General features: G+C 58.2%; 20 protein-coding genes. 16 read left to right on the top strand and 4 right to left on the bottom strand.

All coding sequences use genetic code 11. The annotated features are described in order from the left end of the window. Positions 1–52 precede the first annotated feature (52 nt). Positions 53–295, bottom strand: a complete 243-nt coding sequence (locus tag K5E40_RS02490; RefSeq protein ID WP_221729451.1) for a hypothetical protein — start codon at positions 293–295, stop codon at positions 53–55. 188 nt (positions 296–483) lie between these two features. Between K5E40_RS02490 and K5E40_RS02485 the strand changes: the two genes are divergently transcribed. The 7 genes from K5E40_RS02485 to K5E40_RS02455 are packed head-to-tail and all read left to right on the top strand — an operon-like array spanning position 484 to position 4,773. Further along, positions 484–1,086: a hypothetical protein gene (locus K5E40_RS02485; protein ID WP_221729450.1), complete on the top strand. Its 603-nt coding sequence runs from the start codon at positions 484–486 to the stop codon at positions 1,084–1,086. Then, positions 1,083–1,835, top strand: a complete 753-nt coding sequence (locus K5E40_RS02480) for a hypothetical protein (RefSeq protein ID WP_221729449.1) — start codon at positions 1,083–1,085, stop codon at positions 1,833–1,835. The genes K5E40_RS02485 and K5E40_RS02480 overlap by 4 nt, the downstream gene beginning before the upstream one ends. A gap of 43 nt (positions 1,836–1,878) precedes the next feature. Next, complete coding sequence (locus K5E40_RS02475; RefSeq protein WP_260455485.1) at positions 1,879–2,130, top strand: hypothetical protein; 252 nt, start codon at positions 1,879–1,881, stop codon at positions 2,128–2,130. Then, the gene (locus K5E40_RS02470) at positions 2,127–2,852 is read left to right on the top strand and encodes a hypothetical protein (RefSeq protein ID WP_221729448.1); all 726 of its coding nucleotides are present in this window, start codon (positions 2,127–2,129) and stop codon (positions 2,850–2,852) included. Before K5E40_RS02475 ends, K5E40_RS02470 begins: the two co-directional genes overlap by 4 nt. A gap of 51 nt (positions 2,853–2,903) precedes the next feature. Then, positions 2,904–3,401, top strand: a complete 498-nt coding sequence (locus tag K5E40_RS02465; RefSeq protein ID WP_221729447.1) for a hypothetical protein — start codon at positions 2,904–2,906, stop codon at positions 3,399–3,401. A gap of 44 nt (positions 3,402–3,445) precedes the next feature. After that, positions 3,446–3,658: a hypothetical protein gene (locus K5E40_RS02460; RefSeq protein WP_034152736.1), complete on the top strand. Its 213-nt coding sequence runs from the start codon at positions 3,446–3,448 to the stop codon at positions 3,656–3,658. Continuing rightward, positions 3,658–4,773, top strand: a complete 1,116-nt coding sequence (locus K5E40_RS02455) for a tyrosine-type recombinase/integrase (RefSeq protein ID WP_221729580.1) — start codon at positions 3,658–3,660, stop codon at positions 4,771–4,773. Before K5E40_RS02460 ends, K5E40_RS02455 begins: the two co-directional genes overlap by 1 nt. On the opposite strand, the gene K5E40_RS02450 is transcribed toward K5E40_RS02455, so the two are convergent. Next, positions 4,774–5,271: a hypothetical protein gene (locus K5E40_RS02450; protein ID WP_221729446.1), complete on the bottom strand. Its 498-nt coding sequence runs from the start codon at positions 5,269–5,271 to the stop codon at positions 4,774–4,776. It abuts the gene before it with no gap. 339 nt (positions 5,272–5,610) lie between these two features. On the opposite strand from K5E40_RS02450, the gene K5E40_RS02445 reads away from it, so the two are divergent. Next, positions 5,611–7,065 carry a site-specific integrase gene (locus K5E40_RS02445; RefSeq protein WP_032902046.1) on the top strand — a complete coding sequence of 485 codons (1,455 nt, stop codon included), beginning with the start codon at positions 5,611–5,613 and terminating at the stop codon, positions 7,063–7,065. An 8-nt stretch (positions 7,066–7,073) separates the two neighbouring features. Here the strand turns inward: K5E40_RS02445 and K5E40_RS02440 are convergent, their stop codons facing one another. Next, positions 7,074–7,469 (bottom strand): cupin domain-containing protein, encoded by a 396-nt coding sequence (locus tag K5E40_RS02440; RefSeq protein WP_050587208.1) that lies wholly within the window; start codon positions 7,467–7,469, stop codon positions 7,074–7,076. Positions 7,470–7,574: 105 nt separating this feature from the next. Here K5E40_RS02440 and K5E40_RS02435 point away from each other — a divergent pair, with 105 nt between their 5' ends. Beyond that, positions 7,575–8,186 (top strand): TetR/AcrR family transcriptional regulator, encoded by a 612-nt coding sequence (locus K5E40_RS02435; protein ID WP_032902047.1) that lies wholly within the window; start codon positions 7,575–7,577, stop codon positions 8,184–8,186. On the opposite strand, the gene K5E40_RS02430 is transcribed toward K5E40_RS02435, so the two are convergent. Further along, positions 8,183–8,758, bottom strand: coding sequence for a TetR/AcrR family transcriptional regulator (locus K5E40_RS02430; protein WP_032902049.1), 576 nt, complete (start codon positions 8,756–8,758; stop codon positions 8,183–8,185). The genes K5E40_RS02435 and K5E40_RS02430 overlap by 4 nt on opposite strands. A 168-nt stretch (positions 8,759–8,926) precedes the next feature. On the opposite strand from K5E40_RS02430, the gene K5E40_RS02425 reads away from it, so the two are divergent. The 7 genes from K5E40_RS02425 to K5E40_RS02395 are packed head-to-tail and all read left to right on the top strand — an operon-like array spanning position 8,927 to position 16,195. Next, a complete protein-coding gene (locus K5E40_RS02425; protein ID WP_221729445.1) occupies positions 8,927–9,724 on the top strand; it encodes a crotonase/enoyl-CoA hydratase family protein in 798 nt (265 codons plus the stop codon). 21 nt (positions 9,725–9,745) lie between these two features. After that, a complete protein-coding gene (locus tag K5E40_RS02420; RefSeq protein WP_050587209.1) occupies positions 9,746–11,521 on the top strand; it encodes an acyl-CoA dehydrogenase family protein in 1,776 nt (591 codons plus the stop codon). Between the two features lie 12 nt (positions 11,522–11,533). Continuing rightward, the gene (locus K5E40_RS02415; protein ID WP_032902052.1) at positions 11,534–13,225 is read left to right on the top strand and encodes an AMP-binding protein; all 1,692 of its coding nucleotides are present in this window, start codon (positions 11,534–11,536) and stop codon (positions 13,223–13,225) included. Next, positions 13,222–14,142, top strand: a complete 921-nt coding sequence (locus K5E40_RS02410; RefSeq protein ID WP_032902053.1) for an alpha/beta fold hydrolase — start codon at positions 13,222–13,224, stop codon at positions 14,140–14,142. The genes K5E40_RS02415 and K5E40_RS02410 overlap by 4 nt, the downstream gene beginning before the upstream one ends. Further along, complete coding sequence (locus K5E40_RS02405; protein ID WP_032902085.1) at positions 14,142–14,876, top strand: nitroreductase family protein; 735 nt, start codon at positions 14,142–14,144, stop codon at positions 14,874–14,876. The genes K5E40_RS02410 and K5E40_RS02405 overlap by 1 nt, the downstream gene beginning before the upstream one ends. Before the next feature lie 37 nt (positions 14,877–14,913). Continuing rightward, the gene (locus K5E40_RS02400; protein ID WP_032902055.1) at positions 14,914–15,747 is read left to right on the top strand and encodes an enoyl-CoA hydratase/isomerase family protein; all 834 of its coding nucleotides are present in this window, start codon (positions 14,914–14,916) and stop codon (positions 15,745–15,747) included. A gap of 10 nt (positions 15,748–15,757) precedes the next feature. Then, complete coding sequence (locus tag K5E40_RS02395) at positions 15,758–16,195, top strand: hypothetical protein (protein WP_032902057.1); 438 nt, start codon at positions 15,758–15,760, stop codon at positions 16,193–16,195. Positions 16,196–16,240 lie beyond the last annotated feature (45 nt).

Here is a 16,240-nt window from a genome sequence, read left to right as displayed (position 1 = left end):
GTGATTTTCGACGATATGGGCCGCTTCGCCTATTGAGGCAAAAAGCCATCCCTCACTCTACAGTCGGGTTCTCGCGATCAAGTGGGCGCCCATCAAGGACCGGCATCGGATCGATTTGAACGCCAGCGACGACGTTCACCCAAGCCGAATAGGCGGCACTCTGCCGCGCAAGAGCTTCATCCCAGCGGTTGCCTGAGAGTTCGTCTGCCACTACCAACATCATCAGCTTCGTTGCGGCGTCGAGTTCAACGAGGAGAGCGTGTGATTGAAATCTGAAGTCGTCGTTTGAAGCCATGATAGTTCTCGAAAGCATGGGCGCGGCGGTTTGGGCTGGTTATGAAGCGCGATTCTCCTACCTGAAGTTTGGCACATCCATATACAAATATCAGATGCCTGTATAAGTATTTCCGCGGCGATCGCCTATCGATTATCGCTACTCCCTCCCCCTTCAAAGTCAGCCGCTATAGCGGCAAGGACGAAGTCATGCCTGCACAAAAGCCAATCATCATGTTCGATGCTCCGGAAGCGGCCAGCCTCCAAACGGTAACCGGCTGGGTTTCCGCTGGCGGTCGATTTTTCGGCGACGACGAGAACCTCGCCCGCTACTGCGGCGCAACTCACCGACGCTGCGACATCAACCCTGAACACCCTATTTATGAGGTGAACAGTTCCTGCAATGAGTGCCGACACGTCCGGCGCCAAGCAAAATTCGCGGCGATGCCAGTCAAGGACTGGGCCGGCGAGCCTCTGGTTATCTTCGATGGCGACCGCTACTTCTTCGATGAGGACAGCCTGCGCGACTACCTGATCGACAGCGATATCGAACTGGCTGACGTTCAACTCTGCATCTGTGAGCCGAATTATCCCCGTGAAATCGAACCGGAAGACCATTTCTGCGATGACCTGCCGGAAGACGGCGAGATCCGCGACGATCAGTTGCTTGCTGCGTTCGAACTGCTGAACGAGATGATCCGCAAGTCTGAACCCCTGTCGTGGTCGGAAGGGGAATTCGCAGTAAGGCTCCCGCAATCGCTCATTGATGAAGTCGCCACCGCGAGAGCGGAAGCATGCGAGGTGACGCCATGAGCCAGGTCAAGGAGCGGCCGATCCTGTTTTCGGCGCCGATGTTGCGCGCCATTCTGGATGGCCGGAAAACGGTCACGCGTCGAGCGCTCAATGCCCAAGCGCTGAAGAACATCGGCTACGGCGTTCAGCTCGGCGAATGCCATGAGTTACCAAGTGAAGGCCCGCTTCACCCGAACAGCGTCGGGTACTACACCAGTTTCTGCCCCTTCGGGTTTCCCGGCGATCGGCTGTGGGTGCGCGAGACTTGGTACTGCGACCACTTCGAAGTCCAGAAAGGTCCGTACCTACAGCCCGCCGACATGCATGACCTTGATCAGTCGCGAGAGGACGGCGAACTGGTGTACGCCGCCGACGGACTGGCGCCCTATGAGCAGGAGCAGCCGACGTGGAAGCCAAGCATTCACATGCCGCGCTGGGCATGCCGCATCCTGCTGGAGATCACCGACGTCCGCGTCGAGCGCTTACAGGACATCAGCGAGGAGCAGGCACTGGCCGAAGGCTGCTTCTTCACCGACCACGGCAAAGCCTGCTTTCACAGCGGCAAAGGTGTCCGAGACGCCGCGCATTGCGAACTGCCGGAATCCACTCACCAGCAGCGCAATGGCTGGATGTGGGACAAAACGACCAGTCACGAACAGTGCCTCGGTTCGGCGCGCAACGCCTTCGGTAACCTCTGGCAAACGACCGGAGGCGACTGGGGCGCCAACCCGTGGGTCTGGGTCGTCGAGTTCAAGAGGGTTCAGCCATGATCTTCGCCCCGCTCTACATGGCCTACCTGATCTACAGGGGGCCATGGCGATGAACATCTACCGACACACCTTCGCAGCAGTCTGCCCGGCCGACGGCGAAACGATCATCTACCAGTTAGAATTGCGATCGCCATCGATGATCCACGTTGAGCACATCAAAACGGCGACGGCACTGATCAAGCAGGGCTGGCATGAGCAAATCGCCGACAGCCTTTCCGAAACGCTTAGCGGCGATCAGACCATCATCGCCACGCACCAGGGCGTGGAAATCGAAACGGTGAGGCTCAGCGGATGATTCATTACCACGGCACGCCTGTCGGCGGTAAGCGCGAGGATGCCGCTAAGTTCCTGGCCGGGCGGCACGCGCTGGTGCCGTTCCCACGCAAGGACGATCTCGGCATCGTCGCCGATGTATGCAAATCGTTTGTTTTTGATAACGGCGCATTCACAGTGTGGAAGAAAGGAGGCCAGGTAGACGTCGACGGCTACATACGCTGGGTCGAAGACTGGCACCGGCACCCTGGATTCACTTGGGCGCTCATTCCGGACGTCATTGATGGGGATGAAGAGGCAAACGACGACCTTGTTCGTCAGTGGCCGGAGGATCTTCGCGGCGTTCCGGTATGGCACTTACACGAATCGCTTGAGCGGTTGCAGCGGCTGGCGAGATGTTGGCGAACGGTCGCCCTCGGCAGTTCTGGGCAATGGGCGGCGCCGGGTACAGGATCATGGTGGAAGCGGATGGGCGCCGCCATGGACGCGATCTGCGATGACCAAGGGCGGCCAGTTTGCCGCCTTCATGGTCTGCGCATGCTTGACCCTGCGATTTTCCAGCACCTGCCCTTCGCTTCAGCTGACTCCACGAACGCGGCGGTCAACGGTGGCAGCATCAGCCGTTTCGGTATGTACGCCCCGCCCACCGCCGGCCAGCGAGCCAACGTCATCGCCGATCGCATTGAGTCGCACAACAGTTCGCCGATTTGGCAGCGCGAAACCCAGACCGAACTCGCGTTGTAACCCCTCCCCCAACTCAACAGCCTGCCGGTGTACGGCGGGCGAGGAATTCGTATGGCCGATCAAAAACACCACCTGCGCGAAGCCGCTATCGAAGCCATCTCCGATATCGCCCAGCACCTGCCGCTCGACTGCCAGATGTTCGTCATCGTCTGCCGGCCCGGCAAGGCCGACTTCGACCTGGCACTGCCATCGCCGGAGGCGAACTTCAATAACGCGCTCGACGCACTGCGCCGCCTAGGCCTGAGCATCGACGGCGACAACGCCTACAAGCGCGATCTGCTCGACGCAGTTGTCGGTGCCCTTGCACTCGGCGCGCAGAACAGCAACCCGCCACCGGCCAGTCACTGGGGCCAGCGCTTCTGGGATATCGCCCGGGAGGAGCGCGGACTGCACGAAGAGCTGGTCGCCGCGCTGAAACTCAACCGCGAGAACCTGCGCGCCTGCCAAGCGACCATCAACCTGTGCGGCGGCTTCGACCCTGCCTACGTGAACGATGCCCAGGCAGCAATGAAAATTGCCGACGAAGTTCTGGCAAAGGCCGTCGCATAACCCATCACCACCTTCTGCCGCCAAGCGCGGCATGGAGCATCACAATGAGAAAAGAGCTGATCAAGATCAGTGAGTTTCAGCGTCGGCGCTGGGGCGAGAACGGCACGCCTCCGTGCCCCCAAGCGATCCGCAACTACATCCGCAATGGCAAGGTGCCCGGCGAGCAGATCGGCAAACTCTGGTACGTTGATTGGACGGCGTTCAGCAGGTCAGACGGCAATGACCTGGTCGCGATGGTATTGAAAGGAGCTGCATGATGGTCCCACGGCCGCGCAACAAGGCGAACAAGAGCCTCCCGCAGAACCTGTACTTCGATTCGCGGCGCTCGACCTATCGCTACCGCCGGCCTACCGACGGTAAGTGGTTCCAATTCGGCGCCGACCGAATCAAAGCGATTGATGCTGCGAAGCAGTTGAACTTGGAATTTATGCGGGGCGCCGACCTGATCGGCGCGGTGATGGGCAGCACATCCGAATCTTTCGCCGGTTTCTTGGATACCTACGAGCGCGACGTGCTGCCTCCACGGGAGCTGGCGAAAGGAACACTGGGCTTGTACGCCGTGCACTTCCGCCGCTTCCGAAAACAATTCGAAGGCAAAGCGGTCGACCAGATCACGATCCGCATGATCGCGGAGATGCTGGACGCCCTGACGCCTCGCACTGCCAACCAGTGCCGCGCCCTGCTGATCGACATCTTCAACCACGCAGCGGCCAAGGGCCTGTGCCCGGACAACCCGGCGGGCAGCACCATCAACCGAATTGAAAAGAAGCAACGCAAGCGGCACACGGTCGAAGGCCTGAAAGCCGTCCGGGAGAAGTCGCCGTTCTGGCTGCAGAACGCGATTGACCTCGCACTGATCACTGCGCAGCGTCGGACGGACATATTGAATATGAGATTCGATGGTGTTCGGGAAGGCTTTTTGTATGTGGTGCAGCAGAAGACGGCCAAAGCCAGCGACGCGGCGTGGATCCGGTTCAAAGTGACCGAAGAACTCCAGGCGGTGATCAGCCGGTGTCGGGATGACATCGTTTCGCCCTACCTGATTCACCGTCGGCCAGACCGAAAAAAGCAGAAGCAGGCGCAGACGAAGGACCACTGGACGCAGGTCGAAGAGCGATATTTGACGCGAGCCTTCAAGGAGGCCCGGGAAGTGGCGGGCTGTTACAAGGGATGGAAGGAAGAGGAAATGCCAGGCTTCCACGAAGTGCGGGCGCTGTCGTTGCACCTGTACCAGAAAGCCGGAAAGGACGGTCAGAAGATCGCCGGCCACGCCAGCGAAACCATGACCAAAAACTACCAGAAGGACCACGCCGAGATCGTCTGGTCGGAGGCAATTCCAGACCTTGATATCAGCGACATCGCCGGGGGATGACTATTTCCTAGGGATTTTCCGAAAGTCTTCGCCATTGTGGTGGGTGACACCAACCTGAAGTATCAGGCTAAATGCCCCAAGGATGTACGTTAGGCATCCCACGAATTCCAATGAAGCTGTATCCCCTTCCCCCCTTGCCGTTACAGCTTCAATTATCGCCACTTTGTGTCCATCGAGTTTCGTTGAGTCCGGATCCAAAGCATGAGCCATCATGTTGCGGATACGGTTGAGCCTCTCGCACAGCGACCACAACTCAACCATCCCGCCGAGTTTTATGTCAGCTGGGTATAAAGCTCGGGATAGATCCAAAATTTGGGCGAACGTAAATCGCGAGTCTTTCAAAAACTGAGGCTGGGGAACCATCTCTGAGCAAAAATCGCGGAGCATTTCTTCAAGCATTAGGTGGCATTTCAAAATGAGTGTTATGTCATCCATTTGGGACGTGAAGTGCTTTTCGAAACGCTGATCGTGCTTCTTGCTGAACTCTATGTTGACCATAAATCCACCCTAGAGAAGCCAATTTTAACTGGATTTTGCGCAAGTTTTGCGCGGGTTTTGCGCAGGCACAAAAAAGCCGATCCATCTGATCGGCTTAAGTGTCTGATTTTATTCAGAAAATATGGTCGGGACGGAGTGATTCGAACACTCTACCCCTAGCACCCCATTCAGTTATGCATTATGCATCCCTGGTTCGCGCTGCGCCCCTATAGAATCCTCAAACCCAGTAAAACAAGGCCTTTGAGCGCTTCACTCTTCCAACGACCTCTATCCTGATCTACCCTTAGCTGACGAATTAGTGGGAGTAAATGTGGGAGTAAACTTATCAGGAGGTTGATTATGGCCAAGCTCACTGCCAAGGAATTGGAAGCACTGACCGAGCAGGATGTCGGCATCATCATACGCGACGAAGGCAGCCTCGCGGGCAGGGTTTCACTCCGCAAAAAAGGTATCGCCATCCCCTTTTACTTCCAGTTTCGCTGGGAAAGGATTTACACCCGCTTCTCGTGTGGTACCTGGCCAAACAAGTCGTTGACCGAAATCCGCAAGGAGCGCAACGAAGCACGAGACCTTGTAGCAAAAGGGATCAATCCTAATGAGAACAAGCGCGCAGGGAAGGTCAGACTGAAAGCGGAGCTGGCTGCACAACTCGCAGAAGCCGATCAGCAAAAATCTATGGAGCTAACGCTGCTAGACCTAGCGGGAGAATGGCTTCGCGATGGTGTGGCACGAAAGGATGGTAATGCCGAGCTACGGAGAAAATTCGCGAAAGATCTTTACCCCGCCGTTGGCTCAAAAGTCATCAGTACAGTCAGTGAGCATGACCTGCGGGGTCTGGTGCGTTCCGTCATGGCTCGCGGCGCTACTCGCCAAGCCATCAGTCTTTTTTCGGATATCGTTCAGATGTTTGGATGGGCCCAGAAACGACAGCCATGGCGAACACTGCTGATCGACGGAAATCCAGCAGACTTGGTCGAAATCGATAAGCTTGTACCCAGTGACTACCAAGAGGAACGTACTCGGACCCTCTCCTCCACCGAACTTCAAGAATTACACCAACGCTTTCAGAAAATGACTACCGACTATGCAGCGCTACCTGCCGGCGAGAAGTACGGTGGAATTCGCCCCCTGAAACCAGAGTCCCAACTTGCGCTTTGGATCTGTTTGGGAACGTTATGCCGGATCGGTGAACTGCTTCAGGCCGAATGGAAGAATGTCGATCTGGAGAACCATACCTGGTTCATCCCGAGCGGGAACGTCAAAGGCAGCCGGCGCAAAAAACAAGACCATTATGTTTTCCTCTCACCCTTTGCCCTGCACTTCTTTCAGGAACTCAAGACCATGACGGGCGATACTCAATGGTGCTTTCCGAACAAGCAGGATGATGGGCATGTGGACGTGAAAGTGGTGAGTAAGCAGGTGGGTGACCGCCAGGCCCGATTCAAAAACCGCAAAGCCCTCTCCAGACGTCGCCATGACGATACACTGGTGCTTGCCGACGGCCAGAATGGCGACTGGACACCGCATGACCTACGCCGCACAGGCGCGACCATGATGCAGGCCTTGGGGGTCAGCCTGGACGTCATTGATCGATGTCAGAACCATGTGCTTGCCGGCTCCCGGGTGAGGCGACACTATCTGCATCACGATTATGCCGAAGAGAAGAAACGCGCCTGGAATCTGTTGGGTGATCGACTCGGTGCCGTGTTGTCCTCAACCTACGAACACCCACCGACCGAGTCGATGATGTCTTTTCCAGCGTACGCGGCTACAGAGACATGGTCACCTTCATAGGTCTACCGTTAATCAGCGATTCCACTGGTAACCACGGTGAACTTCCGGCTGAACTCGAAGACCTCGCAGACCCCCGTGTGCCCAGCCGGAATCGATACGGCATCCCCCGCAACCATTTCGAACCTCTCACCAGTGTCCATAGTGATTGCGATACGACCTTCGATCAGCACAAAAGCCTCATCGTTTTCGAAGCGCCAATGAAACTTCGCAGGACGAGAGGTGAAGAACGCCACGGACTTGTGCGGGGTTTTCACGCCAACGGTTCGCAAGAGCTTCATCCGAGTGTCCGGATTGCCCTCGATCACATCATTGCCCAGCGGGTACTCAAGCCATCCATCGGGAGTGTCCAACGATGCCAGAACTACAGAATCGATCGGATTGGGGAGCTTAGGACGAGCAGTCATCTTTTCGGTGCCTCGTAGCGGAATAGGTGGATGTACGACTATGACAAGTGGCATAGTCGAGCCTGAGGCTACACCATAATATGACAGATGGCATAATTTATTAAGATGACTACTTCCACTCGTGACCGAATGATCGTCGGCGCTGCGGATCTACTGCGCCGCAAGGGGATGACTGCAACCAGCATGCGCGAGGTCGTGCGCCACTCGAACACGCCACGCGGCTCCATCACCCACCACTTCCCTGGCGGTAAGCGCCAACTGCTCGAAGCAGCCGTGGAGCACGCCGGCCGGGAAGTCAGCGAGCCGCTGGCACAGCTGCTGAGCAAACATGGCCCTGTGAAAGGCATGGAGCTCTTCGTTGCCTTGTGGCGAAAAACGCTTGAAGAGACAGCCTTCCAAGCCGGCTGTGCAGTGCTGGCCGTGGCGGTTGAGCAGTACTCTTCCGACCAGCGCGGCGAGCCTGAACCGGAGCTCGAAGCTCAGATCCAGCTGCAGTTACTGGATCAAGCCAACGCTATCTTTGGTGAGTGGCAGGAGATTGTCGGCCGGTCGCTGCAGGAGGCCGGAGTGACCGACGTTCGCTCACGCAGCCTGGCGCTGCTGGCCATTGCCTCTATCGAGGGCTCTGTTGCCCTGTGCCGAGCCGCGCGCAGCGCGGCACCGCTCGACCTTATCTGGCAGGAAGTGAAACGGAGTTTTGCACGGGAACTGGCCTAGCCACCAGCACCCGCGGGCTCCAGCTGCCGCAGTCCACGCTCAGTGACCGCATCTATGTATCTCGGATCGCCATAGATACGAGCCAGCAGAATAGCCCCTTCGAAATCAGCCACCAGCTGTCGCGCCAGATTCTGCGCGTCCTCCTGGCTGTGCCCGACGCTGTAGAGCTTGAAGAATGCGGCGGCCCAGTCATCCATGAAGTGCCGAATCGGCTTCATGAGATCGACCTTCCCATAAGCGGCATCGACTGCCACAACACCCATCAAGCATCCAATCGAGTCGTCCTGGAAGAGTTTCTTTGCCTTGCGCCCCATGCTTGTGAGTCGCTCCTGAGGAGTCAGGCTTTCATCGAAAGCGATGGAGAACAGCGATTGCTTCAAGCGCCCATGGGTCCACTCCAGCACATCCCTCAGAAGCGACTCCTTGTTGGGATAGTGATGGTAGAAGGACGCCTTGGTCAGCCCGCAAGCAACCGACAAGGCATCCATGGTGGTGCCGTGGTAGCCGAGACGCTTAAAAGTGTTGGCGCAGCGCTGCAGCAGTTCATCGCGGGATACTTTCAATGGGCGCACGGGGTAAACCTGCTCTCGATAATCCTCGCTGATTCTACGTCATAAGCCTTGCTGCAACAATTTGACGGTTACCGAATGTTTGTTTAGTTTCAGATAACCGAACATTCGGTAAGTATCTTCAGCTTGGAAAAAACCAGGCAGCCCCTCATAAAGTCAGGAGAAGCTCTCATGAGCGAAGCAAACAGCGGTCCGGGTCGCGTCACTCGAGAGCAGCGTGGTCATCTGTTCCTTATCGGCCTCGACCGGGCCGGCAAACGCAATGCTTTCGACAGCGCCATGCTCAATGACTTGGCCCTGGCCATGGGTGAATTCGAGCGCAACGATGAAATGCGCTGCGCCGTCGTGTTCGCCCACGGCGACCATTTCACGGCAGGCCTTGATCTAATGGAGCTGACGCCGAAGCTGGCTTCGGGCGGCTTCAAGTACCCGGACGAGGGTATCGACCCGTGGGGTGTCTCGAAGCCGCGCCGCACCAAACCAGTGGTCCTCGCCGTGCAAGGCACCTGCTGGACCGCGGGCATCGAGCTGGTGCTCAACGCCGACATCGCAATCGCCGCCGGCAACACCCGCTTCGCTCACCTGGAAGTACTGCGCGGCATTCCGCCATCTGGCGGTTCCACCGTGCGCTTTACCCAAGCTGCCGGCTGGACCGATGCCATGCGCTACATGCTGACCGGTGAAGAGTTCGGTGCTGACGATGCTCTGCGTATGCGTCTGCTGACAGAGGTCGTTGAGTCCGGCCAAGAGCTGGTGCGCGCCATCGAGTACGCCGAGCGCATCGCCAAAGCCGCACCGCTGGCCATCAAGGCCACCCTGCAGTCTGCCTTCCAGGCGCGCGACGAGGGTGACGATGCTGCGCTCTCCAAGCTCAACGAACTGCTGTTCACGCTGATCAAGAGCGAAGACGTGCGTGAAGGCGTCATGGCGATGATGCAGAAGCGCGAACCGGTGTTCAAAGGTCGTTAACCAATAAGGCAGGGGCAAGAGATGCTGCAGTACCAAGCACCACTGGAGGAGTTCAACTTCCTCGCTCACAAGGTTCTTCGACTTTCAGAGCTGTTGCCTCTGCTGCCAGAGCACCACCATATCGACGCCGACCTGTTCAGGGCCACTCTGGAGGTCGGTGCCGAGCTCACCCAAGAGCAACTGCTGCCCTTGAACGGCAGCGGCGATGCCGAGGGTTGCAGGCTTGAACAGGGTGGGGTCAAAACCCCACAGGGCTTCAAGTCAGCTTACCGCCTGTTTCAGGAGAACGGCTGGCCTGCTCTGACGGTCCCACTGTCCATTGGGGGGCAAGGTTTCCCAGGAACGGCAGGTGTCTTTTTTGACGAGATGCTCGCCTCCACCAACCTGTCTTTCAGCATTTTCGCCAACGTGCGCGAAGGTGTTCTCCGTTGTGTCGACCGATTCGGCGATGAGCGGGTTCGATCCCTGTTTTCCGACAAGCTAGCCAGTGGCGAATGGCTTGGCACCATGTGCCTTACCGAGCCTCAGGCTGGCAGCGATCTTGGTTTGATTCGCACGACTGCAGTCACACAGTCGGACGGCTCCTACCTCCTGAGTGGAACCAAGATATTCATCTCGAACGGCGATCACGACCTGACCGAGAACATCGTTCACCTGGTGCTCGCCAGAACGGAAGGGGCCCCGGCAGGTACTGGCGGCCTCAGCCTATTCGTCGTGCCGAAATACCAATTGGAGGTTCCTGCCTCAGCCAACGGGGTGTCGGTCATCGCGCTTGAGCACAAGCATGGCATTCGTGCCAACGCCACATGCGCCCTGGCATTCGAGAATGCCAGGGGCTACCGCGTCGGCGAATTGAACCGTGGCCTTGCCTGCATGTTCCTGCTGATGAACAGCGCACGGCTCGCCGTCGGTGTCCAAACCGTAGGTTTGACCGAGGTCGCTTACCAGAACGCGCTGCGCTACACCCAGGAGCGCTTGCAAGGCCGCGCGCTGAATGGTGCCACGCACCCCGATCAACCCGCTGACCCTCTGTTAAGTCATATTGGCGTCAAGTCGAGCCTTGTTCAGCAGCGGCTGTTTATTGAGCCAGCACGCTTGCTCTGCGCCTGGGTCGGCACCCTGCTTGATGAAGCGCGTTGCCACCCGGATGACGCGCGACGTAAGCAGGCCTCACAGCTGGCAGAGTTGTTGACCCCCATCGTCAAGGGCTACCTGTCTCAGCACGCGGGTACACATATCTCGTCCGCTCTCCAGCTGTTCGGTGGGCACGGTTACATCGTCGAAACCGGCATGGAGCAGCTGCTGCGCGATGCGGCCATCTGTCCGATCTATGAAGGCACAAACTACATCCAGTCTCTGGACTTGCTGGGGCGCAAGACCCTGAGCGATCAGGGACAGCGCTTGGGGATCTTCCTCAGCCACATCCCCGCGCTAGCCGAGCGTCTGCGCCAGCGTCCAGGACTGGAAGGGGTCGTCACGACCTTGGCGTCATGGGGGGCCGAGTTCGAACCATTGGTTCAGCAACTATCGGTCGATACGGTTTTCAACCGGGACGTTGTGGGTTTGGTTGCGCCGGACTTCCTTGAACTGCTGGGTACCGTTGTTTTTGGCTATTTGTGGGCATGGATCGCGGATGCCGCCGCGCCGTCAACTTCTGATGAAAAATTCCTCAGAAGCAAACCTGCCCTGGCCCGTCTGTATTTTTCCGAAGCCGAAGTACGTGTTCCTTCACTTATCGAAAAGCTGAAGCGCAATGCATCGCGTCTTGGGCTGCTCGAACAGATCCAACTCTGCTAGGGCGGACCACAGATGAATCGTTCAAATAAAAAAGATAATGAGAAACTGAAGTTAGTCAGTACCCGGCAGAGTGGCAGCGAGCTTGCTGACCTTGGGGTTTGCACCATAGAAGAGCTGCTGCAGCGTAGCGCTATGAAAACGCCTAAAGCCCCGGCCGTGTCGGCAATGGGTGCCAACATAAGCTACGAGCGATTACAGAATCTGAGTGCTGCGGTAGCGACCTGGTTGATCAACCAGGGGCTGCAACCGGGAGCTCGGGTTGCAGTCGCTTTGCCGAACATGCTCGCCCATCCGGTGGCGTGCCTGGGAATAATCCGGGCGGGTTTGATCGCCGTCTGTGTGAACCCTTTGTATACGCCGCAGGAGCTGGCGCAGGTTTTCAAGGACAGTGAAGTCAAAGCTGTATTTCTCTTCGAACCCATGGGCCAGGGTGTCCAGCAGGCCATGCTCAAGGCCGGTGTAAGTATTGCTGTGCAAGTCGCCCCAGGTGATCAACTAGGCTGGCGACGGACATTGGTTAATTGGGTAGCTCATCGACGCTTGGGTAGTAAGTTCACCCGCATAGAAGGAGCCGTCGACTGGCGCAAGGTCGTAGCGACTCGTGCGACCAAACTAAGTCAACGCGCGCCCATTACAGCCGAGCAGACGGCCTTCATAATCTATAGCGGTGGCACTACAGGGCAGCCCAAAGGAGTGCCCATCAGTCATCGGGCTTTGCTGTTCAACGTTGGCCAACAGCATTCGGCTCTGCGTCCGCATCTTTTAGGCAGGGCCGAGCCGGATTACGTGTTGCTGCTCGCGGTGCCGCTCTACCACATTCTCGGCCTGGGCAATCTGCTCTTCACCCTGACCAAAGGCGGTAAAGCGGTATTGGTGATGAATCCACGCGATACCACGGCGTTTGTCAAAGAGTGGTCCCGGCACCGCATAAGCAGTTTCCCCGGCGTCAACACCCTCTACAACTCGCTCCTGGAGAACGAAGAATTTCACTCGCAGGACTTCACGGACCTCGCTCTCTGCCTCGGTGCGGGCATGCCGGTCAGCGAGTCCACGGCCAAGTTCTGGCACCGGATCACTGGCTGCCATATCACCGAAGCCTACGGTATGACTGAAACCGGACTGATTTCCTGCAACCCGGCCGGACGCTCCCGCCCCGGCTCGGTAGGTTTGCCAGTAGCGGGAATTGAAATTTCCCTACGAAGCGAGAATGACGACGAGGTCACCGTCGGTGCCGGCGAGATATGTGTGCGCAGCCCCGCCATCATGGCCGGTTACTGGCGACGGCCCGAAGAAAACGCGTCTGCATTCACCAGCGATGGCTTCTTCCGCACGGGGGACATCGGTCTCTTCGACCCGGACGGCTATCTGCGCCTGGTCGACCGCAAAAAGGAAATGATCATTTCCTCGGGATTCAAAGTCTTCCCTTCGGAGATCGAGCGAGTTCTGAATGCTCACCCCGGGGTGATGGAGTCGGCGGTCGTGCCGGCTCCTGACGAGAAGGCCGGAGAAATACCCATCGCCTACGTCGTTCGTCGCCAACCCTATCTGGATGAGGCCCACGTGATCGCACACTGCGAAAAGTATCTAGTCAGCTACAAGCGTCCCCGCCGCATCATCTTCCGAGACGACTTGCCCAAGAGCAATGTGGGCAAGATTCTCCGAAAAGAACTGGTTGGCGCAGAACAGCAGGAGTGCTCTGAATGACTCTGCCTAATTCAGCCGCCACCTTCTCGGTGATTGATCAACTGACGCTAGTGGCCGACGACGGCTACCGCCTCGCCGCCACCCGCTATTCAGCACAGGGCAATCTGAAGGGCAACCTGATCATGGCCGGTGCGACCGGTGTGCAACAGCGTTTCTACCGCCGCTTCGCCGAGCATGCCAGTAAACAAGGCTTCAACGTCCTGACTGTCGATTACCGAGGTATCGGAGAGTCCAGGCCCACATCCCTGAAAGGTTTCGAGATGTCCTACCTGGACTGGGGCTTTCGCGATCTGGCAGCAGCCGTTGAGCACATGGACGATGGCAGGACTCCGCTGTTCTGGGTCGGCCACTCCTTTGGTGGGCATGCTCTGGGCTTGCTGCCCAATCATCACAAGATCACTTCTGCCTATTGCTTCGGTACTGGCGCCGGATGGGCCGGGTGGATGCCCAGGCTTGAAGCCTTCAAGGTTCGCCTGCTGTGGTCTTGTGTTCTGCCGCTGATCGTCGCGTACAAGGGCTACATGGCCTGGAGCATGCTGGGGATGGGCGATGACCTGCCGCTGGGTGTCTACAAAGACTGGCGGCGCTGGTGTGCCCACCCCCATTACTTCTTCGACGATCCCTCAATGGCTCCGGTCGCCAGCCTTTATGCAGAAGTCCGCATGCCCTGCGTCTTCGCCAATGCGGTGGATGACCCATGGGCGCCTCCTGCCTCGCGAGACGCCTTCCTCAAGGGTTATCGCAATGCTCCGTTGCTGACGCGTGATCTCCATCCCGAGACGAAAAAGCACCCCATCGGTCACATGGGGTATTTCCGGGCTTCAGCTACGGATGCCTGGGACGAGGTGCTCAACTGGTTTGCGGCGCAGAGCAACAGTACAACGACGCAAAGTCGCGCTGGCACGGGATGCCGCTGATGAGCACCACCGCGCCACGCACAGAGTTTTCTGCATCCGCCAAGGTATTCCGCTCACTGGTCGAAAGTCGGCGCGCAGTGCGACGTTTCACGGCCGAAGCGGTGCCCAAGGCGGTTATCCAGGAGTGCCTGGAGCTGGCAATGCTGGCACCTAGCTCATGCAATCTGCAGCCTTGGTCTTTTCATGTCGTACGCAATCCCGATCTCCTGCAACAACTGCAGCCTGTGTGTTTGGGCCAGAGCGCTGCGAAAGCACCGCTGATCATTGCCGTGTTCGCACATTCGAACACCTGGGAACAGGCATGTGCCGATGTACTCAGGCTTTGGCCAGAACCCGCTGTGCCCAAGGCGATTGAGCATTTCTACAAGAACAGCGCCCCATTCCAGTACAACCAGGGCTGGTTGGGTTGGCGCGGTTTGCTCAAACGACAGATGGTCAGGCTGATGGGCTTCAGGCGCCCCGTCATGCGCACGCCCAATAGCCTGGAACAGATGCGACTCTGGGCCGTGAAGTCGACAGCGCTGGCGGCGCAGAACCTGATGCTGGCGTTCCAGAGCCACGGCTACAGCACCTGCCCCATGGAGGGCTTCGATGAGAAGCGTCTGAAGCAGGTGCTGCCCGTTCCGAAAGGCGCAATCCCAGTCATGCTGCTGGCGGTCGGGATGCCGGGAGAACGCGCGGTCTACAACCCACGGTTGCGCTTCCCGCTCAATCAGCGCGTGGCGTGGCATTGATCATCCGCACAGAACAATAACAAGAGGGCTAGCTGCTATGGCTTTTACCCAAATCGACTACGAGACACACGGCCCTATCAGGGTCATCCGTTTCAATCGCCCAGACAAGCGCAACTGCATTGGGCCAACCACCCACTTGGAGCTGGTGGAGGCCTGGACACGTTTCCGGGATGACCAGAGTGCTCTGGTTGCGATCATCACTGGTGCCGGCGACAAAGCTTTCTGTACCGGTGGAGACCTTGAGGCAGGATTTGACCTGGTGCCTTCCACCGCGGACGAGATTGCTGCGCACGACCGCGGCGAGCGCCCGGGTATTCTCGGACCCAGCCGTTGGACGGACATCTACAAGCCCGTGATCGCTGCTGTGAATGGCGCTGCCTACGCCGGCGGCCTGGAATGGGCCTGCTTCGCAGACATGCGCATCGCCGAGGAGCACGCCTCCTTCGGTGTGACCTGTCGCCGCTGGAACATTGGCCTGGCCGATGGCGGCAGCCAACGCCTGCCGCGCATCGTGGGGTTGGGCAGGGCAATGGAGCTGATCCTGACAGGCAAGGTCATCTCGGCCTCTGAAGCCCTCTCCATTGGCTTGGCCAATGAAGTGGTCCCCAAAGGGCGCTCACTGGAGCGTGCGATGGAGCTGGCCAAATTCCTCTGTGCCCTCCCTCAACCCGCCATGTGCGCGGACAAGGAGGCCGCGATCCGCGGCTATGGTCAACCCCTGGCTGAGGGCTTGCGCATCGAGGCGGAGTGCTTCAACCGTTCCATCCATCAACCCGAGACCCGCGAGGGGCTGCGTCGCTTTCTTGAGCGCGATCATCCCGACAGACGCTCCGATGCACCAACTAAGACGCCAGGTTTGATCAGGGACTGAGGAGAACACCATGCGATTTAACCTTTTGCTTCAACTACATCTTTTCGCCGTGGCCTTCTGGCTGGGCGTCGTAGCGGTCGAGTACCTGCTTGAACGCACCCGAGCACAGAGTCGGAGTCAGGGCTTCACAGTCGCCAGGCTGCACAGCCAGATCGATCTGTTCTTCGAGATGCCCGCCTTCAGCGTGGTGCTGGTGACCGGATTGCTGCTCATCGAGCCTGCGCGCTTCGACGGCATTTATGCCCTAAAAGTTGTGGCAGGAGGCATCGCTGTTCTCGGCAATGCACTGTGCCTTGTGCCCGTACTGAAGCGACGTGCATCCGCAGAGACAGACGACCTCGCCGATGTCATTTATCAGTCCAAGCTGATCGACCGGATCTCCTTGCTGGCCATCCCGGCTGGGCTAATGGCACTCGCCTGCGGTGTCTATTTGATGGTACTTCGCTGACCCTTTGATAGGTCACGTGGGCTGCGGAGGGTTGGTCACCGACCT

The sequence above is a fragment of the Pseudomonas baetica genome (assembly GCF_019733355.1).
Lineage (GTDB): Bacteria > Pseudomonadota > Gammaproteobacteria > Pseudomonadales > Pseudomonadaceae > Aquipseudomonas > Aquipseudomonas baetica_A.
The sequence above is the reverse complement of the archived record's forward strand: the minus strand, read 5'-3'. Positions and strand labels throughout refer to the sequence as shown.